This is a genomic window from Actinacidiphila cocklensis, from assembly GCF_907177275.1.
GTDB classification, from domain to species: Bacteria; Actinomycetota; Actinomycetes; order Streptomycetales; family Streptomycetaceae; genus Actinacidiphila; species Actinacidiphila cocklensis.
The window spans coordinates 16,083-42,026 of record NZ_CAJSLV010000065.1 but is presented as its reverse complement, the minus strand read 5'-3'; the positions used below and the strand labels follow the sequence as shown (position 1 = coordinate 42,026).

The 25,944-nt window shown below is 71.0% G+C and carries 24 protein-coding genes and 1 riboswitch; of the genes, 8 read left to right on the top strand and 16 right to left on the bottom strand.

Annotation, left to right across the window (positions count from 1 at the left end; genetic code table 11):
• Positions 1-20 precede the first annotated feature (20 nt).
• The 4 genes from NFU81_RS23385 to NFU81_RS23370 all read right to left on the bottom strand — a co-directional run bounded on the left by NFU81_RS23385 (position 21) and on the right by NFU81_RS23370 (position 4,387).
• Positions 21-1,073 (bottom strand): C40 family peptidase, encoded by a 1,053-nt coding sequence (locus tag NFU81_RS23385; RefSeq protein WP_251493058.1) that lies wholly within the window; start codon positions 1,071-1,073, stop codon positions 21-23.
• Positions 1,074-1,231: 158 nt separating this feature from the next.
• Entirely contained in the window at positions 1,232-2,266 is a 1,035-nt protein-coding gene (locus tag NFU81_RS23380; protein WP_251493056.1) for a C40 family peptidase, read from the bottom strand.
• A 288-nt stretch (positions 2,267-2,554) separates the two neighbouring features.
• Complete coding sequence (locus NFU81_RS23375; RefSeq protein ID WP_251493162.1) at positions 2,555-3,853, bottom strand: NYN domain-containing protein; 1,299 nt, start codon at positions 3,851-3,853, stop codon at positions 2,555-2,557.
• A 246-nt stretch (positions 3,854-4,099) separates the two neighbouring features.
• A complete protein-coding gene (locus tag NFU81_RS23370; protein ID WP_251493054.1) occupies positions 4,100-4,387 on the bottom strand; it encodes a hypothetical protein in 288 nt (95 codons plus the stop codon).
• A 136-nt stretch (positions 4,388-4,523) separates the two neighbouring features.
• Here NFU81_RS23370 and NFU81_RS23365 point away from each other — a divergent pair, with 136 nt between their 5' ends.
• Together NFU81_RS23365 and NFU81_RS23360 are read left to right on the top strand one after the other, a co-directional pair.
• Positions 4,524-5,303: a rhomboid family intramembrane serine protease gene (locus NFU81_RS23365; protein WP_251493052.1), complete on the top strand. Its 780-nt coding sequence runs from the start codon at positions 4,524-4,526 to the stop codon at positions 5,301-5,303.
• On the top strand, positions 5,300-5,581 hold the full coding sequence (locus NFU81_RS23360) for an Lrp/AsnC family transcriptional regulator (RefSeq protein WP_033172449.1): 282 nt from the start codon (positions 5,300-5,302) through the stop codon (positions 5,579-5,581). The genes NFU81_RS23365 and NFU81_RS23360 overlap by 4 nt, the downstream gene beginning before the upstream one ends.
• A 310-nt stretch (positions 5,582-5,891) precedes the next feature.
• Here the strand turns inward: NFU81_RS23360 and NFU81_RS23355 are convergent, their stop codons facing one another.
• The 6 genes from NFU81_RS23355 to ctaE form a co-directional block, all read right to left on the bottom strand.
• Entirely contained in the window at positions 5,892-7,265 is a 1,374-nt protein-coding gene (locus tag NFU81_RS23355; protein WP_251493050.1) for an aminotransferase class V-fold PLP-dependent enzyme, read from the bottom strand.
• A 168-nt stretch (positions 7,266-7,433) separates the two neighbouring features.
• A riboswitch (SAM riboswitch) is annotated at positions 7,434-7,550 on the bottom strand.
• An 82-nt stretch (positions 7,551-7,632) separates the two neighbouring features.
• Positions 7,633-8,697: an anthranilate phosphoribosyltransferase gene (gene trpD / locus NFU81_RS23350; RefSeq protein WP_251493049.1), complete on the bottom strand. Its 1,065-nt coding sequence runs from the start codon at positions 8,695-8,697 to the stop codon at positions 7,633-7,635.
• A 261-nt stretch (positions 8,698-8,958) separates the two neighbouring features.
• Positions 8,959-10,599 (bottom strand): cytochrome bc1 complex cytochrome b subunit, encoded by a 1,641-nt coding sequence (gene qcrB / locus NFU81_RS23345; RefSeq protein ID WP_251493047.1) that lies wholly within the window; start codon positions 10,597-10,599, stop codon positions 8,959-8,961.
• Entirely contained in the window at positions 10,596-11,666 is a 1,071-nt protein-coding gene (gene qcrA / locus NFU81_RS23340; RefSeq protein ID WP_251493045.1) for a cytochrome bc1 complex Rieske iron-sulfur subunit, read from the bottom strand. Before qcrA ends, qcrB begins: the two co-directional genes overlap by 4 nt.
• Positions 11,663-12,472, bottom strand: coding sequence for a cytochrome bc1 complex diheme cytochrome c subunit (gene qcrC / locus NFU81_RS23335; RefSeq protein ID WP_251493043.1), 810 nt, complete (start codon positions 12,470-12,472; stop codon positions 11,663-11,665). The genes qcrA and qcrC overlap by 4 nt, the downstream gene beginning before the upstream one ends.
• 80 nt (positions 12,473-12,552) lie before the next feature.
• Positions 12,553-13,173 carry an aa3-type cytochrome oxidase subunit III gene (ctaE, locus tag NFU81_RS23330; protein WP_033172455.1) on the bottom strand — a complete coding sequence of 207 codons (621 nt, stop codon included), beginning with the start codon at positions 13,171-13,173 and terminating at the stop codon, positions 12,553-12,555.
• 209 nt (positions 13,174-13,382) lie between these two features.
• Here ctaE and NFU81_RS23325 point away from each other — a divergent pair, with 209 nt between their 5' ends.
• Positions 13,383-13,802, top strand: coding sequence for a response regulator transcription factor (locus NFU81_RS23325; RefSeq protein WP_251493041.1), 420 nt, complete (start codon positions 13,383-13,385; stop codon positions 13,800-13,802).
• Positions 13,803-13,811: 9 nt separating this feature from the next.
• Here the strand turns inward: NFU81_RS23325 and NFU81_RS23320 are convergent, their stop codons facing one another.
• The 4 genes from NFU81_RS23320 to ctaC form a co-directional block, all read right to left on the bottom strand.
• Positions 13,812-15,095 (bottom strand): L,D-transpeptidase, encoded by a 1,284-nt coding sequence (locus tag NFU81_RS23320; RefSeq protein WP_251493039.1) that lies wholly within the window; start codon positions 15,093-15,095, stop codon positions 13,812-13,814.
• Between the two features lie 81 nt (positions 15,096-15,176).
• Positions 15,177-15,575: a cytochrome c oxidase subunit 4 gene (locus tag NFU81_RS23315; RefSeq protein WP_251493038.1), complete on the bottom strand. Its 399-nt coding sequence runs from the start codon at positions 15,573-15,575 to the stop codon at positions 15,177-15,179.
• Positions 15,572-17,311 (bottom strand): aa3-type cytochrome oxidase subunit I, encoded by a 1,740-nt coding sequence (gene ctaD / locus NFU81_RS23310; RefSeq protein ID WP_251493036.1) that lies wholly within the window; start codon positions 17,309-17,311, stop codon positions 15,572-15,574. The genes NFU81_RS23315 and ctaD overlap by 4 nt, the downstream gene beginning before the upstream one ends.
• Positions 17,308-18,297, bottom strand: coding sequence for an aa3-type cytochrome oxidase subunit II (ctaC, locus tag NFU81_RS23305; protein ID WP_251493034.1), 990 nt, complete (start codon positions 18,295-18,297; stop codon positions 17,308-17,310). Before ctaC ends, ctaD begins: the two co-directional genes overlap by 4 nt.
• A gap of 250 nt (positions 18,298-18,547) precedes the next feature.
• Here ctaC and NFU81_RS23300 point away from each other — a divergent pair, with 250 nt between their 5' ends.
• Positions 18,548-19,903 carry a cysteine desulfurase/sulfurtransferase TusA family protein gene (locus NFU81_RS23300; RefSeq protein ID WP_251493032.1) on the top strand — a complete coding sequence of 452 codons (1,356 nt, stop codon included), beginning with the start codon at positions 18,548-18,550 and terminating at the stop codon, positions 19,901-19,903.
• Between the two features lie 82 nt (positions 19,904-19,985).
• Here NFU81_RS23300 and NFU81_RS23295 read toward each other — a convergent pair whose 3' ends face one another.
• Positions 19,986-20,963, bottom strand: a complete 978-nt coding sequence (locus tag NFU81_RS23295) for a carbohydrate kinase family protein (protein ID WP_251493030.1) — start codon at positions 20,961-20,963, stop codon at positions 19,986-19,988.
• Positions 20,964-21,166: 203 nt separating this feature from the next.
• Here NFU81_RS23295 and NFU81_RS23290 point away from each other — a divergent pair, with 203 nt between their 5' ends.
• Together NFU81_RS23290 and NFU81_RS23285 are read left to right on the top strand one after the other, a co-directional pair.
• Complete coding sequence (locus tag NFU81_RS23290; protein ID WP_251493028.1) at positions 21,167-21,394, top strand: hypothetical protein; 228 nt, start codon at positions 21,167-21,169, stop codon at positions 21,392-21,394.
• An 88-nt stretch (positions 21,395-21,482) separates the two neighbouring features.
• Positions 21,483-23,081 (top strand): hypothetical protein, encoded by a 1,599-nt coding sequence (locus NFU81_RS23285; RefSeq protein ID WP_251493026.1) that lies wholly within the window; start codon positions 21,483-21,485, stop codon positions 23,079-23,081.
• 106 nt (positions 23,082-23,187) lie between these two features.
• Here NFU81_RS23285 and NFU81_RS23280 read toward each other — a convergent pair whose 3' ends face one another.
• Positions 23,188-23,541, bottom strand: a complete 354-nt coding sequence (locus NFU81_RS23280) for a HesB/IscA family protein (protein ID WP_033176230.1) — start codon at positions 23,539-23,541, stop codon at positions 23,188-23,190.
• Positions 23,542-23,802: 261 nt separating this feature from the next.
• Between NFU81_RS23280 and nadA the strand changes: the two genes are divergently transcribed.
• Together nadA and NFU81_RS23270 are read left to right on the top strand one after the other, a co-directional pair.
• Positions 23,803-24,975, top strand: coding sequence for a quinolinate synthase NadA (nadA, locus tag NFU81_RS23275; RefSeq protein ID WP_251493024.1), 1,173 nt, complete (start codon positions 23,803-23,805; stop codon positions 24,973-24,975).
• 54 nt (positions 24,976-25,029) lie between these two features.
• On the top strand, positions 25,030-25,923 hold the full coding sequence (locus NFU81_RS23270) for a GNAT family N-acetyltransferase (RefSeq protein ID WP_251493022.1): 894 nt from the start codon (positions 25,030-25,032) through the stop codon (positions 25,921-25,923).
• Positions 25,924-25,944: the final 21 nt, after the last annotated feature.

The following is a 25,944-nucleotide window of genomic DNA, read 5'->3' as shown; positions in this document are numbered from 1 at the left end:
CCCGGACCGTACGGCAGGCGCTACGGCCGGGTCACCGCGGTGATCGGCATCATGCCCACGGGGTCGTAGCGGACCTGGGCGCCCGGGTAGGGGGCGTGGATGACGCGGCCGCCGCCGACGTACATCGCGACATGGCCGGCGTCGCCGCGGTAGATGACCAGGTCGCCGGGGCGGGCCTGGTCGAGGGGGACGCGGCGGCCCGCGTTCATCTGCTCCTGGGACGTGCGCGGCAGCGCCACGCCCGCGCGGCCGTAGGCGTACTGCATCAGTCCTGAGCAGTCGAAGGAGTGCGGGCCTGTCGCGCCCCACACGTAGGGCGAGCCGAGGACCTGGCGGGCGGCGGCGACCGCGAGGGCGGCACGGCCGGAGGCGGCGGGCAGCTTCGGCAGGTCGGGCAGCGGGACGCGGTCGCGCGAGGCGCGGTCGCCCATGCCGGGGACGTAGCCGGCCCGCTGGGCGGGGGGCAGGGTGTACAGCACCCGCCTGGCGGCTGCCAGCGCCTGCTGCACCGCGGTCTTGCGCCGCCCCAGCTCCGCGGTGGTCCGGTTCAGTTCCGTGAGCTTGCCGGCCGCCTGGCGGCGCTGCCCGTCCAACGCCTTTTCCGCGTCCTGGAGTTCCCGCAACTGCTGGGTCTGCCGGGCGCCGAGCCGGTCGAGGGCGGCGGCGCGGTCGAGGGAGTGCGCGGGGTCGTCGGACAGCAGCAGCGCGATCGACGGGTCGAGGGCGCCGCCGCGGTACTGCTCCGCGGCCAGCGCGCCGAGTTCGTTCCGCAGTTCGTTGACCCGCTGCTGGCCCTGGGCCGCCCGGTCCTGGAGGGTGGCGACGTCGGCGCGCAACTGCCTGGCGCGCTCCTGGGCGGCGTCGTAGCTCTCGGTGGCCTGCTCGGCCTGCTGGTAGAGCCGGTCGAGCCGGGTCGCGGTGTCCGGGCCAGCGGCCGGTGCGGGGTCGGCCGCAGCGATCTGGGCGGTGCCGCCGGACAGTGCCGCGGTGGCCGCGGCCGCCGCGGACAGCACGGTGACCCGGGTGGTGCGGACGGCCAGGCCTGGCTGCGGTGCGCGTCGATGGGATGCCACAGCAGCCGACAGTAGCCAGCCGGACACCGGCAGTACAAAGGCGAGATGAACCGCACACCTGCCCGCTGGCCGCCCAGCCGCAGGTCAACAGCCCCTTGCGGTCACCGAGGGGCGACCGGCACCACCCGAACGCCGTATTCCCGCGACACCCCGAGGGGTCAGACGCGGACGCCGAACTGGAAGGGCATGTTGCCGATCGACTCGTAGCGCACGACGGTGCCGGGCTTGGGAGCGTGCAGCACCATGCCGTCGCCGGCGTAGAGGCCGACGTGGTGGTGGTCGCTGTAGAAGATGACCAGGTCGCCGACCTGGAGCTGCGACATGCTCAGGTGGGTGCCGGCGTTTGCCTGCTCGGCCGCGGTCCTGGGTATCGTCACCCCGGCCTGGCGGTAGGCCCAGGAGGTGAGCCCGGAGCAGTCGAAGGAGCTGGGGCCGGAGCCGCCGTAGACGTAGGGGTCGCCCCGCTTGGTCTGGGCGGCGGCGTAGGCGGCGGCCGCACGGCCGGAGGCGGAGGTGCCGCCCATCGGTGCGCGCCCGGTGGAGCGGTTGGCGCGGGCCGCGTCGTCGGCTATCTGGGCGCGCTGGGCGGCGGTGAGCGAGTTGAGGATCGCCTGCGCCTGGGCCAGCTTGTTCTTGGCCTCGGTCTTGCGGTTGCCCAGTTCGGTCTTGGTGGCCTGGAGCTCGGTGAGCTTCGCGGTGGCCTCGGCCCGCTCCTGGTCCAGGGTCCGCTTGGCGTCCTGGAGTTGCTGCAGCGCACTGGTCTGCAGGGAGCTGATCTGGTCGAGCGCGGTGGCCTGGTCCAGGTAGCTGTCCGGGTTGGAGGACAGGAACAGCTGCAGCGACGGGTCGATTCCGCCGGTGCGGTACTGCGAGGCCGCGATGGTGCCGATGCTGTCGCGCAGCGTGTTGAGGTGCTGCTGCTGCTTCGCCACCTGGTCCTGCAGCGTGCCGGCCTCGGTCTGCAGCGACTTGAGCTTCTCGTTGGCCCCGTTGTACTTCTCGGTGGCCTGCTCCGCCTGCGTGTAGAGCGCGTCCACCTGGGCCTTGGCGTCCTTGACCGAGGTGGGCTTGCTGGGCTTGGCGGGGGCGGCGTTGGCCGCCTGGGCGGAGAGCGCGACCGCGGCGGCGGCGGTTGCGGTGAGCACGGTCACACGCGTGCGGCTTGCCGGCTTGGGACGACGGTGGGACGCCACGAAGGCGAGCTCCTTCTTCCTTCAGCCGCCTACCGGTTGACCACTGGTGGGCGGCCCCCGACGCGCCACCCGGATTGGATGATCGACTGCGCGGAGGTTCGAGGCCTGACCCTAGTGACCTTTCCGTGATCGGTTCAAATCCTTCAAGGCAAAATCTCGACCGGTTCGCGTTTTCTTTACAGGCTTCACACGCGCAGTGATGATCGTTCGACGCAGAGTGTGCACTAGTGCACTAGTGAACGCCGCCGGGGGTTCGAGCGGCCGGAACTGCCGCGCCGCGGCGGGCGGTCAGACCCGCGCGAGGCGGCGCAGCAGCAGCGTCGAGGCGACCGGACGGGCGCCGGCCTTGGCGACACCGTCGGCCACCTCGCGGTCGGCGGAGACCACCACGATCTGCCGCCCCGGCGGCTCGGCCCGCACCAGCCGCCTGATCAACTCGTCCGCGGTCTCACCGGCCTTGCTGAACAGCACCCGCACCCCGCGCGGCGGCGCGAGCAGGACCGGCATGTCCAGGTCCGCGCCGTCGAAGACACAGGTGACCTCGGCGCCGCTCTGCGCGGCCAGCGCCGCGAGCCCGCCGAGCAGCCGCAGCCGCTGCTTCTCCAACGGCAGGGCCGGGTAACCGGTCTTGGTGACGTTGTAGCCGTCGACCACCAGATGCGCCTGCGGCAGCGCGAGCAGCTGGTCCAGGAGCGCGGGGTCGGTCTCGGACAGCGCCCGGGTCGCGATGTCGCGCGCGCTGAACGTACCGGGGGCCACCGCGTCCACGGTGTCCGCGGGGCGCACCGCCATGGTGTCCCGTGGCGGCAGGGCGAGTTCGCGGCGCAGCCCGGACGCCGCGTCGAGCACCGTGTCGAGCAGCAGCCGCAGCCGTACGTCCTCGATGCTGCGGCCCTCGCGGGCCGCCTTGCGCCCGGTCTCGATGACGGCCTCGGCCTCCGCGAGCCGGGTGCGCAGCCGCCGCGCCTCGCTGTCGGCGGCCGCCTTGTCGTGGGCCGCGGCGGACCGCAACTCGTCGACCTCCGCCTGGAGTCTGCGCTGCGCCGCCTCGGCCCGCTTGACGTCGCTCAGCGCGCTGCGCAGCTTGCGGTGCAGGGCGTCGCTCTCCTTGCGCACCGACTCCAGCTCCGCCCGCGCCCTGGCCGCGTCCGCCCTGCCGTGCTCGTGCAGCGCCTCGACCTCGGTGCGCAGCGCGGCCAGTTCGCGCAGCGCCTCCTCGTCGGCCCGTTCCGCATCCGCCCGCTGGGCCTCCTCACCGGCCGTCGCGACGAGCTTGGCCCAGCCCGCGGGGCGCAGCAGATACGCGGCGGCCGCCACGTCCAGCGGGTCGGCGGCGGGCGGCGGGGTGCCGCCCTCCAGCGCACCGGCCAGTTCCTCCTGCGACTCCCGCAGCCGTCCGGCGACCTTCTGCCGGAAGGCCGGGTCGTGCTCCAGGGCTGCGGCCAGCGCGGTCCCCGCGTACTTCACCCGCCGGGTGGGCGTGAAGCGGGCGTAGGGGCGCAGCGAGACCGGCAGCTCCTGGAAGGTGAAGCCGCCGAAGGCCTCAGCGGCGATCGCGACGACCCGGTGGCGTACGCCCTCGGGCAGCGGCCGATCGAGCGCGGGCTCGCCGCCCGCGGCCTCGTCGGCCCGGTCGCCAAGGTCGCCCGGCTCACCGGGGTCGGCCGGTGCGGGGGGTCCGGCGGGCTCCGCCGCGGCGCCGCTCGCCCCGGCATGCGGAAAACCGCCGATACCGTCCACCAGTCACTCCCGTCCGGTTCTTCGGCGTCCTCCCGGCCCCCTTCGATCCCTCCGGCCCGCCGCCCTGCTGCTTCCATTGTCCCCGCCCGGCGCTCAGCCAGACGCGGAACCGCTCCCGGACGCGCTTTCCGTACTACCGTTCCCGTCGCCTGCGCCGGGCCGGTCGACCAGCTCGACCCGGTCGACCGCGTTGCACCAGCGGCAGCGCACCGACTCCACCGTCTCGGCCAGCACCTCGGTCTCCTCGACCGACGGCTCGCCGCCGAGATCGAGGTGGACGTACTCCACGACCCGCGAGGAGCGGGTCACGTCGAAACGGGTCAGGTTTCCACACAGAGTGCAGCGCCACCGCGTCGTCGCGGTCGGCAGCGGAACCGGCATCGCAGGTACCTCTTCCTCTGATTCCTCTGAATCCACCGTGGGAGCGTGCGTCCCGGTCACCCTAAGGCCTCTGAGGTCCGGCGCGCTGCGGCGAGGCGGCCTATGTCCGTTACGACCGCTGCGTCATGATCGGTCCATGGTCATCCCGGTGTACGACAAGAACCCGGTCCGCCGTACGCCGGTCGTCACTTACGGGCTGATGGCCCTGTGCACCGCGGTCTTCCTGCTCGGACCGCTGTCGGGTTTCACCCCGGTCTACGGCACCGGGCACCAGCTGGCCTGCGAGCAGGCGCTGTACTTCGACCGCTGGGGGGTGATCCCCACCGAGCTGCTCCACGGCCGGCTGCCGGCCACCGGACTCGGCCTGCCCGCCGGCTGCCACGCGCCGGCCTCGTACGCGAAGGTGCCGGTCCTGTCCGTGTTCACCTCGATGTTCCTGCACGGCAGCTGGCTGCACCTGATCGGCAACATGCTCTTCCTCTACGTCTTCGGCGACAACGTGGAGAACCGCATGGGCCGGGTGCGCTTCGCGCTCTTCTACCTGGCGGCGGGCTTCCTGGCCACCTACGGCTTCGCCTTCGCGCACGCCGACGACACGCAGAGCCTGGTCGGTGCGTCGGGGGCGATCTCCGGGGCGCTCGGGGCGTACCTCTACCTCTATCCCAAGGCCCGGGTGACCAGCCTCTTCCCCTTCCTGTTCTTCATCCCGCTGCGCTTTCCCGCGTGGCTGGTGCTCGGCTTCTGGTTCGTCCTGCAGTGGTTCGCCGCGCAGACCGCGGCGGGCGGCCCCGGGGTGGCCTACCTGGCCCACGTGGTCGGCTTCGCCTTCGGCTTCTGCTGGGCGTGGGCGTGCTATCGCCCCAGGTCTAAGCTGGGCGTCGTTGCCGGGACGACCCAAGGAGACGTTCAGTCGTGATCACCGCGATCGTGCTCATCAAGACCACCGTGGACCGGATCCCGGAGATCGCCGAGGCGATCGCCGCGCTCGACCACGTCAGCGAGGTGTACTCGGTGACCGGCACGTACGACCTGGTCGCGCTGGTGCGGGTGGCCCGGCATGACGACCTGGCGGACATCATCCCGGGCCGGATCAGCAAGATCCCCGGCGTCGAGGTGACGGACACGCACGTCGCCTTCCGCACGTACTCGCAGCACGACCTGGAGGCGGCGTTCGCGATCGGCCTCGACGCGTAGCCCCTCCGGGGCGGGACTCCCCCAGGGCGCCTTCGCGCCCCCGGGCACCCCGCTCATCCCCCCGACCTGCCCCTCCCGCCGGGCACGCGACGTCTGCGGCTCCCCTTGCGCGGGGGCCGCGCTTCCGCCGGGCGCCGTGGCTGGTGCGGTGTCCCTCGCGTAAGGGGGCAGCCCTTAGGGGCGTGGGGGGTACCCCCACGCGCCCCTGGCGGTTGCCCCTGCGGAAGGTGAGCCGCACACAGGCCGCCGCGGCCCGCGGAAGCGCGCCGCCCTGCGGCAGGGGCACCCCGCGTCACGGGACCCGCCGTCGTTACGCGGACGGGGAGGGGACGCAGCGGCCGCCCTCGGTGTGGTAAGTCCACGAGGCACCCTCGTGGACAAGCGTGGCCAGAGCGCGCGTGAAGCGCAGGATGTGCTCGGGCGGGGTGCCGACGCCGAAGCTGACGCGGACCGCGTTGAAGGAGAGGTCCTCAGGGGAGCCGCAGGCCCCGGGGTCCTCCGGGCGGCCGCCGAGCAGGTGCTTCACCAGCGGGTGCGCGCAGAAGAGCCCGTCCCGTACCCCGATGCCGTGCTCCGCGGACAGCGCCGCGGCGAGGTGCGAGCTGTTCCAGCCGCTGACGACGAAGCTGAGCACCCCGACCCGGTCGGCGTCCGCGCCGAACAGCGACAGCACCCGCACCTCGGGGATCGCGGCGAGCCCGTCCCGCAGCAGCCCGAGCAGCTGCGCCTCGTGCTCGGCCAGATTGTCGAAACCGGCCTCGGTGAGCGCCTTGCACGCCGAGGCGACGGCGTAGGCGCCGATGACGTTGGGCGACCCGGCCTCGTGCCGGGCGGCCGCCGACTCCTGCCATTCGGCCTCGACTTCGCCGTCGGCCCGCCGCACCACCGTGCGGGTGGCGCCGCCGCCCGCGAGGTAGGGCTCGGCGTCGCGCAGCCAGTCGGGCCGCCCGGCGAGGACCCCGGCGCCGAAGGGCGCGTAGAGCTTGTGGCCGGAGAAGGCGACCCAGTCGACGTCGAGTTCCGCGATGTCCACCGCCCGGTGCGGTACGAGCTGTGCGGCGTCCAGCACGATACGGGCGCCGTGCCGGTGCGCGGCGGCGGCGAGTTGGCGTATCGGCCACAGCTCGCCGGTCACGTTGGACGCGCCGGTGACGCACACCAGCTTGGGTCCCTTGGGCGCCCCGTGCAGCGCCACGTCGAGCGCGGCGACGGCCTGCTCCGGTGTACGGGGCGCGGTCAGACAGGTGACCCGCGCGCCCTTCGCCCGCTGCCAGGGCAGCAGGGCCGCGTGGTGCTCGGTCTCGAAGACGAAGATCTGCGTACCCTCCGGCAGCGCCGCGGCCAGCAGGTTCAGCGAGTCGGTGGTGGACCGGGTGAAGATCACCTGGTCGGCCGGGCGACACCCGAGGAACTCGGCGACGGTGGCCCGGCTCTGCTCGAAGAGCTCGGTGGACAGCTGGGACAGGTACCCGGCGCCGCGGTGCACGCTGCCGTAGTAGGGGGCGTACGCGGCCACGTCGTCCCACACCCGCTGGAGCGCCGGCGCGCTGGCGGCGTAGTCGAGCGCGGCATAGGTGACTTCGCCGCCGGTGACCAGCGGCACGGTCACGTCCCGGCCGAGAACGGGAAGCGGCGGGTTGGGAACGTCGCAGGTCACAGTGGTGCTGGTGAGGGAAACGGTCATGGCAGGCTCCTGGCACGAAGGCAGGCGACAGCAGCGTCGCGCGACAGGGACGCGACGGGCGGTCGGACGGCAGCGGAGGAAGAGGGACCGGTGCACTACGGCACCGCGGTACGGCGGAACCGGGGCCGAAAGGCCCTATCGCATTCGCTTGCGCATGAAAGAACTCCCGAGTCCGGCTTGCTGCGAGCCTCGCTGCCCACAGCCCGGTCATCACCCGGGGCACCCCGCCTCGGACGGAGGGTTGCCGGACAGCGAGCCGGGGCCTTTGCGCTGTCACTCGTGACCTGAGAGGGATTCTGCCACAGGTCGCCGTATACGCAAGGCGCCGTCCGAGGTTCGGACGGCGCCTTGGTGTGCGGGCTGCGGCTCAGGCGTTGGTGGCGGCCGCCCAGCGCTCCAGAACGGCCGCGGCGGCGCCGGAGTCGAGGGACTGCGCGGCCTTTGCCACGCCGGCGGCCAGCTGGTCCTCCAGCGTGCCGGTGCCCGGGTGGAGGGCCACCAGCGCGGCGGCCGAGTTGAGCAGGACCGCGTCCCTGACCGGACCCGTCTCGCCGGCCAGCACCCGCCGGGCGACGTCCGCGTTGTGGGCCGGGTCGCCGCCGCGCAGCGCCTCGACCGGCACCAGGCCGATGCCGATGTCCCGCGGGTCGAAGGCGTGCTGGGTGACCTTGCCGTCGCCGACCACCCACACCTGCGAGGTGGCGGTCGTGGTCAGCTCGTCCAGGCCGTCGTCACCGCGGAAGACCAGCGCGGACGAGCCGCGTTCCGCCAGCACGCCGGCCATGATCGGCGCCATGCGGGGGTCGGCGACCCCGGTCGCCTGCGCGCGCACCCGGGCCGGGTTGGTCAGCGGGCCGAGGAAGTTGAAGGTGGTGGCGACCCCCAACTCGGCGCGGGCGGTGGCCACATGGCGCAGCGCCGGGTGGAACTTCACCGCGAAGCAGAAGGTGATGCCGGCTTCCTCGGCGACCTGGACGACCCGCTCGGGGGTGAGGTCCAGGTTGACCCCGAGGTGCCCGAGGACGTCGCTGGCGCCGCTGGCCGAGGACGCGGCCCGGTTGCCGTGCTTGACGACCTTCGCACCGGTTCCCGCGACGACTATCGCGGACATGGTGGAGATGTTCACGGTCTTGGCCCGGTCGCCGCCGGTACCGACGATGTCCACGGTGGCGCCCGGCACGTCGATGGTGTTGGCGTGCGCGTACATCGCCCGCACCATGCCGCTGACTTCCTCGACGGTCTCGCCCTTGGCCCGCAGCGCCACGGCGAACCCGGCGATCTGCGCGTCGGTGGCGGAGCCGCGCATGATGGCGTCCATCGCCCACGCCGTGTCGTCGACCCCCAGGTCCCGCCCCGCGATCAGCATCGACAGAACGTCCGGCCACGTCCGCAGTGCCCCGGTCTCGTCACCTGCCGGGTTCACAACGCTCATGGTCCACACTCCTGGTGGTGTAAGGGTCTCTGCGGCCCCAGCCTAGCGGCGCGGAGCGCCCCGTAGGGGCGCGGCGAAACCCACGGCTCCCCTGCCGCAGAGGGCTCCTTACAGGAGCGCGGGAACTGCGCGCTCAGCCCACCGCCGGCGGACGGTCCGGCCGGGACCGAACAGCCCCGTTCGGCCGGAAAAGGCCCGGGCCGGGTGGCTCCCTCGACTGAGGGGGCCACCCGGCCCGGGTGGGACCAGTCCGACGGCGAGTCAGTGGTGGCCGTGGCCACTCGTGATCTCGTCGTACTCCTCGACCGTCGGCTTCGGGATCTGGCTGTGCTCGCCGTAGAAGTTGCGGGACAGCCGTGCCCGCACCTTCGTGACCGGGTTGACCTTGCGCTCCACGCCGTTCTCGTCGACCTCGGGGCCGATCTCCAGCGGCTGGGGCTGCGGGTGCGCGGTGAGGACGTGCAGCTGCTCCTGGTCGAGCGGCTCGTGGACCTCGATGAACTCGCCGTGCGGGAGCCGCTTGATGATGCCGGTCTCGCGACCGTGCAGCACCTTCTCGCGGTCCCTGCGCTGCAGGCCGAGGCAGATCCGCTTGGTGGCGAAGTACGCCAGCGCCGGCAGGACGAAGAAGCCGACCCGCACCGACCAGGTGATCGTCTCGATCGACAGGTGGAAGTGCGTGGCCCACAGGTCGTTGCCGCCACCGATCAGCAGCGTGAAGTACAGCGTCAGCCAGGCGACACCGAAGCCGGTGCGCACCGGGCGGTTGCGCGGGCGGTCCAGCAGATGGTGCTCGCTCTTGTCGCCGGTGACCCAGGACTCGATGAACGGGTAGACGGCGATGGCCGCCAGCACCACGGGGAAGACCATCAGCGGGATGAAGACGCCGAGGACCAGGGTGTGGCCCCAGGCGTTGATCTCCCAGCCTGGCATCACCCGGATCAGGCCCTCGGAGAAGCCCATGTACCAGTCGGGCTGCGCACCGGTGGAGACCTGGTCGGGCCGGTACGGACCCATGGTCCAGATCGGGTTGATAGTGGCGATCGCCGCGATGGCCGCGATGACGCCGAAGACCAGGAAGAAGAAGCCGCCGGCCTTCGCGGTGTAGATCGGGAAGAACGGCATACCGACGACGTTCTTCTCGGTCTTGCCCGCACCCGGGAACTGGGTGTGCTTGTGGTAGAAGACCAGGATCAGGTGGGCGACCAGCAGACCCGCCATGATGCCCGGCAGCAGCAGGATGTGCACCGAGTAGAAGATCGGCACGAAGTTGTGGCCGGGGAACTCGCCGCCGAACAGGAACATCGACAGGTAGGTGCCGACGATCGGCGTGGACAGCACTGCGCCCTCGGTGAAGCGGACACCGGTGCCGGACAGCAGGTCGTCGGGCAGCGAGTAGCCGGTGAAGCCCTCGAACATGCCGATGAACAGCAGGGTCCAGCCGAAGAGCCAGTTCAGCTCACGCGGCTTGCGGAACGCTCCGGTGAAGAACACCCGCATCATGTGCACGATCATGCCCGCGATGAAGATCAGCGCGGACCAGTGGTGGATCTGCCGGATGAGCAGGCCACCGCGCACCTCGAAGCTGATGTGCATCGTGGACGCGTACGCGTCCGACATCCGCACGCCCTGCAGCGGCGCGTACGGGCCGTTGTACACGACCTCGTTCATGCTGGGGTGGAAGAACAGCGTCAGATACACACCCGTGAGGATGAGGATCGTGAAGCTGTAGAGGCAGACCTCGCCCAGCATGAACGACCAGTGGTCGGGGAAGATCTTCCGCAGGTTGGACTTGCCGAGCTTGTACAGACCGACTCGGCTGTCAGCCCACTCTGCTACGCGCTGTCCGGGGTGTTTGGGGCCTCGCCGAGTGGTCGTCGAGGTCTCTGTCGAAGTACTCATCCGCGCTCCCAGAAGGCCGGACCGACGGGAACCTCGAAGTCGCTCATCGCGACGAGGTTGCCCTCACCATTGACGCTGATCCGAAGCTGCGGCAGCCGGTGACCGGCGGGGCCGAAGATCACCCTGGCCCCGTCGGACAGGTCGAACGTCGACTGGTGGCAAGGGCAGAGTACGTGGTGCGTCTGCTGCTCGTACAGGCTGACGGGGCAGCCCACGTGCGTGCAGATCTTGGAGAAGGCCACGATGCCCTGGTGCGACCAGTCGAGTTCCTTCTTGTCCTTGATGTCCTCCGGCTTGAGCCGGACGACCATCAGGGCAGCCTTGGCGATCTGCTGCTGGAAGTCCTCGTCCTCCTCGTTCAGCCCCTCGGGCTGGGCGAAGGTGAGCGAGCCGACCGGGATGTCCTCGGGACGCAACGGCTTGTTGGTGTTGGGATTGATCAGCGCCTTGCCCTTGGCCCAGGCGGTGTGCCTGAGCTTGTCCTGTGGCATCGGGCCGAGGTCGCGAAGGATCACGACCGCGGACAGCGGCACCAGGGTGAGCGCGCCGAGCATCGTCGTACGGACCAGCTTGCGCCGGCCGAACGCGCTCTCCTTGGCACCCTGCTTCCACTGCGCCTCGATGTTGGCGCGCAACTCGTCGTCGGCGTCCGCCTGGTGCCGGTCGTCCGGCATCTCCTCGTCGGACATCAGGGTGCGCGCCCAGTGCACGGCGCCTGTGCCGATGCCGAGCAGCGCGACGGCCAGCGAGATGCCGAGCGAGAAGTTCAGCGCACTGACGTGGCCGAGCGGGAAGATGTAGACGTACTTGTCGACCGGGAAGATCACGAAGCTGGTGATGAAGGCGAGGGTGCCCAGCATCGACAGGGTGAACAGCCCTGCAACGACCCGCTCGGAGTGCTTGGCCGCCTTCTCGTCGATGTCCTGACGGCGGTACTCGTGCTCCGGGTGGCCGGGGTTGGCGAACGGGTCGCCGGGGACCGCCGCCTCGGCGCCGTGGGCGCCGTGCGTGGCCGGGAGGTGTTCCTCTGGCTCTGCCATGTCGTTGTGGGATCCGGTTTCGCTCATGACTTCTTGGCCTTGGTCGTGCGGGCCGCGACCCAGGTGGCGACGGCGATCAGTGCGCCGAGACCGAAGATGTAGGCGAACAGCCCCTCAGGCACCGGGCCGAGGCTGCCGAGCGTGAAGCCGCCCGGGTTCTTGCTGTCAGCGGTGTCGACGGCCTGCAGGTACGCGATGATGTCGGCCTTGGCCTGCGACGGCATCGTGGTGTCGGGGAAGGACGGCATGTTCTGCGGGCCGGTCTGCATGGCCTCGTAGATGTGCTTGGGGTCGACGCCCTTGAGCGTCGGCGCGTACTTCCCGTCGGTCAGGGCGCCGCCCTTGCCGACGAAGTTGTGGCACTGCGAGCAGTTGGTGCGGAACAGCTCGCCGCCCTTGGCCGAGTCGCCACCCGCCGGGTCGTACTGGTCGGAGGTGGGAGTCACCGGGCCGGGACCGAGCGAGGCGATGAACGCCGCCAGCTGGTCGATCTGCCCCTGGGTGTACTGCCCCGGCTTCTTCTGGATCTGCGGGCCGGGCTGCTGCGCGGGCATCCGGCCGGTGCCGACCTGGAAGTCCACCGCGGCGGAGCCGACGCCGACGAGGCTGGGCCCGTCCGAGCTCCCCTGGCCGCGCGCGCCGTGGCAACTGGCGCAGCCGACCGAGAACAGCTTCTTGCCCTCGGAGATCTGGATGGACTGGGACGAGTCGTCGGCCTGCGCCTTGGGCGCCGGCGCGAGTGCGGCGTACAGCCCCCCGGTGGCCGCCAGCGCGAAGAGTAGGACGACAAGCGCCGCCAGCGGGTGGCGTCGTCGTGCGGAGAGCTTTTTCACGGATTACCCCGGTGTCAGGATCTCTTGTGTCGATGCTTCGGGTTGTGCCTGTCCGGCACCGTGCTGCGGTACGCGACCGACTACTTGATCAGGTAGATCGTGGCGAAGAGGCCGATCCAGACGACATCGACGAAGTGCCAGTAGTAGGACACGACGATGGCAGCGGTGGCCTGCTGGTGGGTGAACCGCTTGGCCGCGTAGGTACGGCCGAGCACCAGCAGGAACGCGATCAGACCACCCGTCACATGCAGCCCGTGGAAGCCCGTCGTCAGGTAGAACACCGAGCCGTACGGGTCGGAGCTGAGTGAGATCCCGTCCTTCTTGACCAGGTTCGTGTACTCGAAGATCTGCCCGCCGATGAAGACCGCGCCCATCACGAACGTCACGATGAACCAGGAGCGCAGCTTCTTCACGTCGCCGCGCTCAGCGGCGAAGACGCCCATCTGGCACGTGAAGGAGGAGAGCACCAGGATCGTGGTGTTCGTCGCGGAGAACGGCACGTTCAGCGCATCGGCGTGTTCCTTCCAGAAATCGGCACCCGTGACCGACCGAAGGGTGAAGTACATCGCGAAGAGGGCCGCGAAGAACATCAGCTCGGAACTCAGCCAGATGATGGTTCCGACGCTGGTGAGGTTCGGCCGGTTGACCGACGGGTGCGCGTGCCCGGTTTCTACTGCTGTTGCTGTCGCCACGTCCGACATTATGTCGGTCCCTTATCCGGCGCTCACTCCGGGGGTCCCCTTCGGTGTGTCAAGGCCCCGCGGAGGACCGTGTCGGAGGCCGCCGACGTCCCCCGAACGAGGGATGACGATCCGTCCGCGGGATCTCGGGCCGCTACGGACCCTCCACGGACAGCGCCCGCGGGAGTAGCATCCGAAGCACTTGAGAAATCGTTCACGAGGAGCCCACGATGCAGGCGACTGCCACGGTGCTGGTCTACAGCGACGACGCGAACACCCGGGAGCAGGTCCGGCTGGCCGTCGGCCGCAGGCCCGCCGCCGACCTGCCGCCGGTGGAGTTCGTGGAGTGCGCGACGATGCCGGCGGTGCTGACCGAACTGGAGAGGGGCGGCATCGACGCCTGCGTCCTGGACGGCGAGACGGCCCCGGCGGGCGGTATGGGCGTGTGCCGGCAGATCAAGGACGAGATCTTCCGCTGCCCGCCGGTGCTGGTGCTGATCGGCCGCCCGCAGGACGCATGGCTGGCCACGTGGAGCCGCGCGGACGCGGCGGTGACCCACCCGGTGGACCCGGTGGCGCTCAGCGACACTCTCGCGGTCCTGCTGCGGCGCCGGGTCGAGCCGGCCTCGAAGACGGTCGCGGCCCGCTAGGGGCACGGCTCAGGCGGTCTCCGGGCGCAGTCGCGCCGGGTTGGACAGCGGGTTCTTCGCGACGGCCGCCGAGCCCTGCTCGGCCAGGCCCGAGGCCTTCGCGCCCAGGGCGCTGCCCTGCTGCCATTTGGCCGCGTCCAGGTTCCAGTCGCCGTACCCGTTGTCGAACGGCGTCATCGTGGCGCCGTGGCTGTTGATGACCTGGACGACGTCGCCCTGCCGCACGTGGTCGAAGAACCAGTGCGCGTTGTCCGTGCTCATTCCCGTGCAGCCGTGGCTGACGTTGGCGTAGCCCTGCGAGCCCTCGGACCAGGGCGCGGCGTGCACGTATTCACCGCTCCATGTCACCCGTGTGGCCCAGTAGACCGGCAGGTCGTACGAGTCGGAGCTGCCCGCGGCTATTCCGACGGTGGTGCTCTTCATCTGGACGAAGCTCTCCTTGGCGAGCACGACCTTGATGCCGTTGCGGGTGTCGAAGCCCGGCTTGCCGGTGGTGACGGGAATGGTCTTGATGACCTTGCCGTCGTCCTTGAAGGTCATCTGGTCGCTCGCGGCGTCGGTGATCGCCTCGATGCGGTCGCCGGTGTGCAGGGTGAGCGGCTTGTCGACGCCGCCGAAGAGCTTGTTCTGCACCTTGACGCCGCTGAGCGTGCTGCGGACGTCGATCTGGGCGTGCGCGGGCCAGTACTCGCCGGGGCGGTAGTGCAGGGTGCGGTCGTCGACCCAGTACCAGGAGCCGTGTGCTGCCTGCGGGACGCTGCTGACCAGCAGGCCGGACTCCACGACCGCGCGGGCCGCGGGGGACTTCACCGGGGTGCTCAGGGCAGCGGTGATCGGCTGGCCGACCCCGTACGTGCCGGCGTCCGGGCCGAAGGTGACGTGCAGCCCGGCGTCGGCCGGGGTGGTGTCGAAGGTGAGGACCTTGCGGCCGGGGTGGCCGTCGGAGTCCTCGGTGCTCACCCGGACCGTGTAGTGGGCGCCTGCGGCCAGCGCGGTGGTGGACTGCCAGCTGAGGCCGTCCTCGCTGAGCTTGCCGCGTACGTAGCGCCCTGCGCCGTCCGTTGCGGTGACATCGGTGATCCGGCTGCCGTCGTCCTTGACGGTGACCTTGAGCGGCTTGCTGGGGTCCGCCTTGCCGCCGTCGGCGACGGAGTAGGCGACCTTGGCCGCTGATTCGTACGGCGGGGCGGCAAGCGGGTTGCCGTCTCCACCGCATGCGGTGAGCCCCACCGCGAGGGGCGCCACGAGGAGGGCGCAGCGCAACGCTATCCGGCGTCGAGGAATGTGGCTCATGGCCTCACGCTAAGAACCGGCCACCGATTCCGCACGGCAGAAGGGTGCAAAAGGGGCGGGCCGCTGTGCCGCGTCAGACGGTCACTGCGTGCGGTTCTCACCGCGGTAGTACTCGAACACCCAGCCGAAGATCCCGAGCAGGATCACCGGCAGCGAGAAGAACAGCAGCCACCAGCCGAAGATGACGCCCATGAAGGCCAGCGCGCCACCGGCGCCGAGCATCAGCGGCTGCCAGCTGTGCGGGCTGAAGAAGCCCACCTCGCCGGCGTCGTCGGCGATGTCGGCGTCCTCGCGGTCCATCGCCCCGGTGTCGGCCCGGTTCGCGGTGAAGCCCAGGTAGAACGCGATCATGGTGCACAGCGCGAACGCCAGGAAGAGCGCGGTCGTACCGGTCGGTTCCTTGGACCACAGGCCGTACACCACGGCCGTCGCCAGGATGAACAGGGCGAAGCCGCCGAACATCCAACCTTGGACCTTCACTGGCCCGCTCCCTTGCTCTCAGCACCGGTAATGGCCGTGCCCGCGCCGTGGCCCGCGAGGGCGTCGATCGCCGCGATCTCCGGGTGGTGCAGGTCGAACGCCGGGGATTCGGAGCGGATACGCGGCAGCGAGGTGAAGTTGTGCCGCGGCGGCGGGCAGGACGTCGCCCACTCCAGCGAGCGGCCGTAGCCCCACGGGTCGTCGACCTCGACCTTCTTGCCGTACTTCGCCGTCTTCCACACGTTGTAGAGGAAGGGAAGGATCGACAGGCCGAGCAGGAACGAGCTGATCGTGGAGACGGTGTTCAGCGTGGTGAAGCCGTCGGCGGCCAGGTAGTCGGCGTACCGGCGGGGCATGCCCTCGGCGCCCAGCCAGTGCTGGACGAGGAAGGTGCCGTGGAAGCCGAAGAAGAGCGTCCAGAAGGTGATCTTCCCGAGCCGTTCGTCGAGCATCTTGCCGGTCATCTTCGGCCACCAGAAGTGGAAGCCGGCGAACATCGCGAAGACGACGGTGCCGAAGACCACGTAGTGGAAGTGCGCGACGACGAAGTACGAGTCGGACACGTGGAAGTCCAGCGGCGGCGCCGCCAGGATGACACCGGTCAGACCACCGAAGGCGAAGGTGATCAGGAAGCCGACCGACCAGAGCATCGGGGTCTCGAAACTCAGTGACCCCTTCCACATGGTGCCGATCCAGTTGAAGAACTTCACGCCCGTCGGCACCGCGATCAGGAAGGTCATGAACGAGAAGAACGGCAGCAGCACACCGCCGGTCACGTACATGTGGTGCGCCCACACCGTCACGGAAAGGCCCGCGATGGAGATGGTCGCCGCGACCAGGCCGATGTAGCCGAACATCGGCTTCCGGCTGAAGACCGGAATGACCTCGGAAATGATGCCGAAGAACGGCAGCGCGATGATGTACACCTCTGGATGGCCGAAGAACCAGAAGAGGTGCTGCCACAGAAGTGCGCCGCCGTTTGCGGAGTCGAATACGTGTGCGCCGAATTTACGGTCGGCTTCCAGTGCCAGCAGCGCCGCGGCGAGCACCGGGAAGGCCAGCAGCACCAGGACGGCGGTCAGCAGCACGTTCCACACGAAGATCGGCATGCGGAACATCGTCATGCCGGGTGCGCGCATGCAGATGATCGTGGTGATGAAGTTGACCGCACCCAGGATGGTGCCGAAGCCGGACAGCGCCAGACCCATGATCCACATGTCGGCGCCGACACCGGGCGAGTTGACCGCGCTGGACAGCGGCGAGTACGCGAACCAGCCGAAGTCGGCCGCACCCTGCGGGGTGACGAAGCCGCCGACCGCGATGAGCGAGCCGAACAGGTAGAGCCAGTAGGCGAACATGTTCAGCCGCGGGAACGCCACGTCGGGCGCACCGATCTGCAGCGGCATGATCCAGTTGGTGAAGCCCGCGAACAGCGGTGTCGCGAACATCAGCAGCATCACGGTGCCGTGCATCGTGAAGGCCTGGTTGAACTGCTCGTTCGACAGGAACTGGTTGCCGGGCCGCGCGAGCTCGGCGCGCATCAGCAGTGCCAGCACACCGCCGATCAGGAAGAACGCGAACGACGTGACCAGGTACAGGGTGCCGATGGTCTTGTGGTCGGTGGTGGTCAGCCACGTGACCACCACAGAACCGGGCTTCTTGCGGCGGGCCGGGATTTCGTCCGCATAGGAGTCATCGGCCGTCGCGGCGCCCTGCGGTTCGTTGAGAATGCTCATGTGGTCTTGGGCTCCGAGTTCTTCGCGTTGCCCGTGGTGGCGATACCTGACGGGAGATAGCCCGTCTGCCCCTGCTTGGCGAGGTCCTTGAGGTGCGCCTGGTAGGCCTCGGGCGATACGACCTTCACGTTGAACAGCATCCGGGAGTGGTCGACACCGCACAGCTCGGCACACTTGCCCATGAAGATGCCCTCCTTGTTCGGAGTCACCTCGAAGACGTTGGTGTGGCCCGGGATGACGTCCTGCTTCATCAGGAACGGCACGATCCAGAACGAGTGGATGACGTCACGCGACGTGAGCACGAAGCGGACCGTCTGGCCCTCGGGCAGCCACAGCGTCGGACCGGGGTTCCCGGTCTCCGGGTTGCGGCTGGAGGGGGTGCCGACGTCGTAGACGCCTTCCGCGCCCGGCGGGAACAGCAGTTTGTTCGCCGGGATCTCGCTCAACTCGGCCGGGGGCTTCGTGGGCTGAGAGGTGCCGTCGACGTTCTCGACGTAGTTGAAGCCCCAGCTCCACTGGAAGCCCACCACGTTGATGATGTGCTGCGGCTTCTTGGAGGTCGCCAGGAGCTTGTTCTCGTCGCGGGCGGTGAAGTAGAAGAGCACCGCGATCACCACGATCGGAACGATCGTGTACAACGCCTCGATGGGCAGGTTGTAGCGGGTCTGCGGCGGAACCTCGACCTTGGTCCTGCTGCGGCGGTGGAAGATCACGCTCCACAGGATCAGTCCCCAGACCAGTACACCGGTCGCCAGAGCCGCGGCCCACGACCCCTGCCACAGGGCGAGGATGCGGGGTGCCTGTTCGGTGGCAGGACTGGGCATGCCGAGGCGGGGATAGTCCTTGTACGAGCAGCCGGTGGCCATCGCCAGGACCAGGCCCGCAGCCAGCGCCTGCGGGATCCTCCGCCGCAACCCGCGCCGCGACGTGGGAGTGCCGCCCACGCCCTTTGGGCGGTGGGGGAGGTCGGAGCCGTTGGGACTCACGTAGCGCCTTCCCGAGAGTCTCGCCCGCTCGTCCGGGTGTTCCGGCCGTGTGCTGGTCGGTCGGCCCGGGCTGCAGGCAATGAGGTGTGGATGTTTATGCGGACCAAACCCTACTGGACGCAATTTGGGGTCGCGCGGGGAGGGGGTCCAACGCGCCGGGGCTCTCCCCGAAGGGATGGAATCCCGCGCGGACGAGGTGTTCTGACACTGCGCCCAGCCCCTCGCGGCCCCCGGGGCGTAGCGTGCTGGGGTGTCCTATTTCGATATGGCTTCCGCCGCCCCGCTGCACCCGGTTGCCCGCCAGGCGTTGCTCGCCGCGCTCGACGAGGGGTGGGCGGACCCGGCCCGGCTGTACCGCGAGGGACGCCGGGCCAGGCTGCTGCTCGACGCGGCCAGGGAGACCGCGGCGGCGGCCGTCGGCTGTCGCCCCGACGAACTGGTTTTCACTCCTTCGGGAACCCGCGCGCTGCACGACGGTGTCGCCGGGGCGATGGCCGGGCGGCGCAGGACGGGCCGCCATGTGGTGGTCTCCGCGGTCGAGCACTCCGCCGTCCTGCACGCGGCCGACGCCTACGAAGCGGTGCCGGTCGGCGTGGACCGCGCCGGGCGGGTCGCGCCCGCCGACGTGGCGGCGGCGCTGCGCCCTGACACCGCACTGGTGTGCCTGCAGTCGGCGAACCACGAGGTGGGGACGGTCCAGCCGGTCGCCGAGGTCGCCGAGCTGTGCCGCGCCGCGGGCGTACCGCTGCTGGTGGACGCGGCGCAGTCGCTGGCGTGGGGCGCGGTCGAGGGCGGCTGGTCGCTGCTGGCCGGCAGTGCGCACAAGTGGGGCGGACCGCCCGGGGTGGGGCTGCTGGTGGTGCGCAAGGGCACCAGGTTCGCGCCCCAGCATCCCGCGGACGAGCGGGAGTCGGGCCGCTCCCCCGGGTTCGCGAACCTGCCGGCGATCGTGGCCGCGGCCGCGTCGCTGCGGGCGGTACGGAGCGAGGCCGACGCCGAGGCGGCCCGGCTGTCCGCCCTGGTAGACCGGATCAGGGCGCGGGTGCCCGAGCTGGTGCCGGACGTCGAGGTGGTCGGGCACGGCACCCTGCGGCTGCCGCACCTGGTGACCTTCTCCTGCCTCTACGTCGACGGCGAGGCGCTGCTGACCGCGCTGGACCGGGCCGGCTTCTCGGTCTCGTCCGGCTCCTCCTGCACGTCGAGCACGCTGACGCCGAGCCATGTGCTCAAGGCGATGGGCGTGCTGTCCGAGGGCAACGTACGGGTGTCGCTGCCGGCGGGGACGGCGGAGGCGGACGTCGAGCGCTTCCTCGACGTGCTGCCGCCGCTGGTCGCCGAGGTCCGCTCCCACCTCGGGTCGGTCCCGGCGCCGGCGCTCGACGCGGACCTGGTCGTCGACTCGCTCGGCAAGCTGTGCCCGATCCCGGTGATCGAGCTGGCGAAGGTCATCGGCGAGGTGCCGCCCGGCGGGGTGGTCACGGTGCTCTCCGACGACGAGGCGGCGGGGTTGGACATCCCGGCCTGGTGCTCCATGCGCGGCCACACCTACCTGGGGTCCGCCCCGGCCCCCCAGGGCACCGCCTACCGCGTCCGGCGCCAGGCCTGAACCCCGCCTCTGCGGCGGGCGGTGCCTCGCAGGGGCGCGGGCAGTTCCCCGCGCCCCTGCCGGGCGCCCCCCGGGCGCAGGGTCAGGCTCCCAGGTGCCGGTGGACCTCGGAGGCGGCGTCCTCGCCGTACGCCTTGGTGAAGCGCTCCATGAAGTGGGTGCGCCGCAGCTCGTACTCCTGCGTGCCCAGGGTCTCGATGACGAGGGTGGCGACCATGCAGCCGATCTGCGCGGCGCGCTCCAGGCCGACGCCCCAGGCGAGGCCGGACAGGAAGCCGGCGCGGAAGCCGTCGCCGACGCCGGTCGGGTCGACCTTGGCCTGCTCCTCCGCGCAGGCGACCACGATGGGCTGCTCGCCCTTGCGGTCGATCCGCACTCCGTTGGCGCCGAGCGTGGTGATCCGGGTGCCGATCCGGTCGAGGATCTCCTCCTCGCTCCACCCGGTCTTGCTCTCGATCAGGCCCTTTTCGTACTCGTTGTTGAACAGGTACGCGGCCCCGTCGACCAGGACCCGGATGTCGTCGCCGTCCATCCGGGCGATCTGCTGGGAGAAGTCCGCGGCGAACGGGATGCCCCTGGTCCGGCACTCCTCGGTGTGCCGGATCATCGCCTCGGGGTCGTCCGCGCCGATCGAGACCAGGTCGAGGCCGCCGACCCGGTCGGCGACGTGCTGCAGCTCGATCAGCCGCGCCTCGCTCATGGCGCCGGTGTAGAAGGAGCCGATCTGGTTGTGGTCGGCGTCGGTGGTGCAGATGAAGCGGGCGGTGTGCAGCACCTCGGAGATGCGGACCGAGGCGGTGTCGACGCCGTGCCGCTGCAGCCAGGCGCGGTACTCGCCGAAGTCGTTGCCCGCTGCACCGACCAGGATCGGAGCGGTGCCGAGCAGGCCCATGCCGAAGCAGATGTTGGCGCCGACCCCGCCGCGCCGTACATCGAGGGCGTCGACCAGGAAGGACAGCGAGACCGTGTGCAGCTGATCGGCGACCAGCTGGTCGGAGAAGCGGCCTGGGAAGGTCATCAGGTGGTCGGTGGCGATGGATCCGGTGACGGCGATACGCACGGCGGCAGGCTCCTGAGGACGGGGGAATCGTACGCGGGGGGTTGCGTCGGGCTGAGCAGTCGTCCACGCTACCGGCAAACTGGGGCACGGCCGGGACATCCACGGATCGTCCGCCGCCGCCCGCCGGTGCATCCGCGGGGCACGGCGAAACTACCCGATAGTAGGGCTTTCTCCCCGGACCACTCGTGCCTAGTGTCGGTCTTATGAGGTCTACCCCGCGTGCCACCGGTGTCACATCCCCGCTCGCCCCGGTTCCACTCGCCGAGCCGGACTCGCTGGAGCAGCTGATCGGCGACTGCCGGCAGATGGCCGCGCACTGGCACGTCCCCGCCGGTGAGCGCACCGCGTCCGCCCCGGCCGGCCTGCACGGCATCACGGTGCCGCCGGCGTCGGCCCATGTGGTCGCCGGCATGGCGGAGTTCGGCGACTGACCTGCCCCGCGCCGCCCGGGGGAACCGCCGGCCGGCCGGCCGCGTCACATCGGCACCTGACGGTTGACGGAGCCGAGGAGGGCGCGCGGTGAGCAGCGAGCACGACGATCATGAGGTGCGGCAGGCCGGCGAGGGCCACGACACCGGTAAGGACGACGACATCCTCGTCGGCGGTGACGCCGGCGGGCACACGCATGACGGTTCGCCGCGCAGGCGGCGGCTGACGGTCGCCCTGGTGGCAGCCGCGGTGCTGGCGGCCGCGGGCGGCGGGGCGTACTGGGCGTCCGGGGACGGCGGCGGGAAGTCGCCGACGGCGCAGCTCCCCACCAAGTCGGGCACTGCCATCGGCATCGCCCCCGGCACCGGGGGCGGCGACTACCGGCTGACCGGCAGCCTGCCGCAGGACGGCCCGGCGTCGGCCCCCCTCTACCGCCCGGACGGCGGCGCGGACCGTGCCGCGGTCGGCCGGCTCGCGGCACTGCTGGGGGTGACCGGCCCTGTGGTCGCGGACCACGGCTCGTGGCGGGCCGGCTCCGCGGACGGTACGGGTCCCGCACTGCTGGCGAGCCAGGACGCCCCGGGCACCTGGTCGTACGCCTCCAACGGCGCGGTCACCCCGGGCGCCCGGCAGGTCGTGCCGCCCGCGCTGCCGCAGGTCCCGCCGCCCGCGGCGGGCAGCTCCGCGGACTCCGGCTCGACCTCGCACCGGGCGGAGGGCGGCGCCGGGACGTCGGCCTCCACCGGTGCTGACGCGGGCACCCCGCCGATCCCCGAGCAGCAGGCGAAAGCGGCGGCGGCGCCGGTGCTGGACGCGCTGGGCCTGTCGGGCGCGCGGGTCGACGCGACCAGGACGGCCGGCTCGGCCAGGACGGTGACCGCGGACCCGGTGGTCGGCGGCCTGCCCACGCACGGCTGGGACACCACCCTCGACGTCGACCCGAACGGGCGGATCACCGGCGGGCACGGACGCCTGTCGACGCTGGCCGAGAGCGGGAGCCAACCGGTGATCAGCGCCGATCAGGCGTACAGGAACCTGTCGTCGGGGCGGATCATGCAGCCGGACCACCAGATGTCCTGCCAGGTGCCGATGCCCGACAAGGGGCAGGCGCAGCCCGCCGACCCGGGCGGGAACGCCGCGGGACCCGCGGTCTCGCCGACCGTCCCGGGCCAGGACAGGACGCTGCCGACCAGCCTGCCGTGCGTGGCGCCCCGGGTGACGCCGATCGACATCACGGGGGCCGAGTTCGGCCTGGCCCGGGAGTTCGCCCCGGGCGGCCAGGCGCTGGTGCCCGCGTGGCTCTTCGACGCGAAGCCGCAGGGTGCGGCGACCGGCTCGGTCATCGCCCAGCAGGCGGTGGAGCAGTCCGACCTCCAGGACGGCGGCAACACCCCCGGCGGCCCCTCTCCCGCGCCCCCCGCGAATCCTCCGGTGACGCTGTCCGGCTACCAGCCGCACGGCAGCTCGCTGACCCTCACCTTCTGGGGCGGGATCTGCGACACCTACACGGCCGCGGCCGTCGAGTCCCCCGGCCAGGTGCGGGTCACGGTGACCGGCACGCCCAAGGACCCCGGGGCGCCCTGTCCGGCGCTCGCCAAGGCGCAGAGCGCGTCGGTCCGGCTCAGCGAGCCGCTCGGCTCGCGCACGGTGGTCGACACCTCCACCGGCTCCCCGGTCAGGGTTTCCTAGCCGGCCCGCGCCACGGGGCGCAGAAACGCGCGAGCACCCACCGGACGGTGGGTGCTCGCGCGTTTCCGCGCCCCTGAAAACCTCGCTCGCCCCGCAGGGCTGAAGCTCAGTGGAAGGAGTCGCCGCAGGCGCAGGAACCCGTGGCGTTCGGGTTGTCGATCGTGAAGCCCTGCTTCTCGATGGTGTCCACGAAGTCGATGGACGCACCGCCCAGGTAGGGCGCGCTCATGCGGTCGGTGACGACCTTGACGCCGCCGAAGTCCTTGACCACGTCGCCGTCGAGCGAGCGCTCGTCGAAGAAGAGCTGGTAACGCAGGCCCGAGCAGCCGCCGGGCTGGACGGCGACCCGCAGCGCGAGGTCCTCGCGGCCTTCCTGCTCCAGCAGGCTCTTGACCTTGCCGGCGGCGGCGTCGGACAGGAGGATGCCGTCCGTCGTGGTGGTCTCGTCCTGAACCGTCATCTGCTTCACTCCCGGGTTGTACGGACTACTGGCTTACCGACTGCTAACCGGCGCCCTTCCGGATTCATTCCGGGCGGGTCGTGCGAGTCCGCGGTGTCTTCGTCCCCACCATGCTCGCACACGGCGGGCCGCGCACGGCAGGGATGGACGAATGCGTCACATTGACGCGACCCGGCATCGTCAATGTGACGCGAACGGGCTATCATAGATAGCGTCAAGTAGACGAAAAGGTCTGCGCAGTCAAGAAAGGGCGTCCGGCCCGTGACCACCACAGAAACCCTGGACGTACAGCCCACCCCGCTGGCACTGCTGCTGCTCGGCCGGGAGTCCGACCCGCGCAGCGAGCGGGGTGTGGACTGCCCCGGCGACCTTCCCGCGCCGTCCGACCCGGACCTGGTGGAGCGCGCCAGGGCCGCCAAGGCCCGCCTGGGCGAGAAGGTCTTCATCCTCGGCCACCACTACCAGCGCGACGAGGTGATCGAGTTCGCCGACGTGACCGGCGACTCCTTCAAGCTGGCCAGGGACGCTGCGGCCAGGCCCGAGGCGGAGTACATCGTCTTCTGCGGTGTGCACTTCATGGCGGAGTCCGCCGACATCCTCACCTCGGAGCGGCAGCAGGTGATCCTGCCGGACCTGGCGGCCGGCTGCTCGATGGCCGACATGGCCAGCGCCGAGCAGGTCGCGGAGTGCTGGGACGTGCTGGCCGACGCGGGCGTCGCCGACGTCACCGTGCCGGTGTCGTACATGAACTCCTCGGCCGACATCAAGGCCTTCACCGGCCGGCACGGCGGCACGATCTGCACCTCGTCCAACGCCCAGCGCGCCCTGGAGTGGGCGTTCTCGCAGGGCGAGAAGGTGCTCTTCCTGCCCGACCAGCACCTGGGGCGCAACACCGCGGTACGGGACCTGGGCATCGCCCTGGAGGACTGCGTCGTCTACAACCCGCACAAGCCGGGCGGCGGGCTGACCCCCGAGCAGCTGCGGGACGCGAAGATGATCCTGTGGCGCGGGCACTGCTCGGTGCACGGCCGCTTCTCGCTGGAGTCGGTCGAGGACGTCCGCGCGCGCATCCCCGGCGTCAACGTGCTGGTGCACCCCGAGTGCAAGCACGAGGTCGTCACCGCCGCCGACCACGTCGGCTCGACCGAGTACATCATCAAGATGCTCGACGCGGCCCCCGCCGGCTCGGCGTGGGCGATCGGCACCGAGCTGAACCTGGTGCGCCGGCTGGCCAAGGCCCACCCCGACAAGCAGATCGTCTTCCTCGACAAGACCGTCTGCTTCTGCTCGACCATGAACCGCATCGACCTGCCGCACCTGGTCTGGGCGCTGGAGTCGCTGGCCGACGGCAAGCCGGTCAACCGCATCGAGGTCGACGCCGACACCGAGCACTTCGCCAAGCTGGCCCTGGAGCAGATGCTCGCGCTGCCGTGACCGGCGGCCGCCAAGGCCCTGCCGGTACGGGCGGCACGGCGCGATGATGGACCGGTGATCCTTCGACCGGTTCGTGACGACGAGGAGGACGCCGAGGTCGTGCGGGAGGTCACCGCCGCCGCCTTCGGCGCCTCGCACCAGCTCAGCGGCGGCGACCCGGCGGACGCCCGCCCGCCCGGCGGCGCCCGGCCCGAGGTCGCCGCCCGGGAGCGGGGCCGCACCCGCCACCTGGCCAGGACCGACCCGGGCGGCTGCTGGATCGCCCAGGACGAGGCGGCGGGGCCGGTGGGCGCGGTGCTGTCGTCCCGGCGCGAGGGCACCTGGGGCATGTCGCTGCTCGCGGTGGCACCCGGCGCCCAGGGCAAGGGAGTCGGCAAGGCCCTGATGGCCCGGGCGCTGGTGCACGGGCGGGCGTGCCTGCGCGGCATCATCTGCGCCTCGCGGCATCCGGCCGCCCCGCGGACGTACCGCAGGGCCGGTTTCACCCTGCACCCGGCGATGCGGCTGACCGGGGTCGTCGACCCGGCGGGCCTGCCGCCGCTGGACGGCGCCGTGCACGAGGGCACCGCACGGCACCGCGACCTGATGGACTCCGTCGACCGGCGCACCCGCGGCGGCGCCCACGGCCCCGACCACGAGGAACTGCCGCGGCACTTCCGGCTGTTCGTCGTCGACGACCTGGCGGGCAGCGGCTACTGCTACGCCGACGACCACGGCGTCGAGCTGCTGGCCGCGACCTCCCGGCGGCTGGCCACCCGGCTGCTGACCGCGGCCCTGGTGGGCATCCCGCCGGGCCGCCATGTGCGGGTGGCCGGGCTGACCGCCGAGCAGGAGTGGGCGGTCGACGTGGGCATCGCCGCGGGCCTGGACATCTCCAACGACGGCTACGTGTGCCTGCGCGGGATGCGCCCGCCCAACCCGTACATCCCCTCGCAGCTCTTCCTCTGACGCCGCGTGATCCCGCGCGGG

What these genes read in the sequence shown, in the direction of transcription:
- NFU81_RS23320 (WP_251493039.1), bottom strand. Translation starts at nt 15,095, where the DNA reads ATGAGCCACATTCCTCGACGCCGGATAGCGTTGCGCTGCGCCCTCCTC.
- NFU81_RS23280 (WP_033176230.1), bottom strand. Translation starts at nt 23,541, where the DNA reads ATGACGGTTCAGGACGAGACCACCACGACGGACGGCATCCTCCTGTCC.
- qcrA (WP_251493045.1), bottom strand. Translation starts at nt 11,666, where the DNA reads ATGAGCGAAACCGGATCCCACAACGACATGGCAGAGCCAGAGGAACAC.
- NFU81_RS23325 (WP_251493041.1), top strand. Translation starts at nt 13,383, where the DNA reads ATGCAGGCGACTGCCACGGTGCTGGTCTACAGCGACGACGCGAACACC.
- NFU81_RS23290 (WP_251493028.1), top strand. Translation starts at nt 21,167, where the DNA reads ATGAGGTCTACCCCGCGTGCCACCGGTGTCACATCCCCGCTCGCCCCG.
- NFU81_RS23370 (WP_251493054.1), bottom strand. Translation starts at nt 4,387, where the DNA reads ATGCCGGTTCCGCTGCCGACCGCGACGACGCGGTGGCGCTGCACTCTG.
- ctaD (WP_251493036.1), bottom strand. Translation starts at nt 17,311, where the DNA reads ATGAGCATTCTCAACGAACCGCAGGGCGCCGCGACGGCCGATGACTCC.
- ctaE (WP_033172455.1), bottom strand. Translation starts at nt 13,173, where the DNA reads ATGTCGGACGTGGCGACAGCAACAGCAGTAGAAACCGGGCACGCGCAC.
- NFU81_RS23365 (WP_251493052.1), top strand. Translation starts at nt 4,524, where the DNA reads ATGGTCATCCCGGTGTACGACAAGAACCCGGTCCGCCGTACGCCGGTC.
- NFU81_RS23355 (WP_251493050.1), bottom strand. Translation starts at nt 7,265, where the DNA reads ATGACCGTTTCCCTCACCAGCACCACTGTGACCTGCGACGTTCCCAAC.
- trpD (WP_251493049.1), bottom strand. Translation starts at nt 8,697, where the DNA reads ATGAGCGTTGTGAACCCGGCAGGTGACGAGACCGGGGCACTGCGGACG.
- qcrB (WP_251493047.1), bottom strand. Translation starts at nt 10,599, where the DNA reads ATGAGTACTTCGACAGAGACCTCGACGACCACTCGGCGAGGCCCCAAA.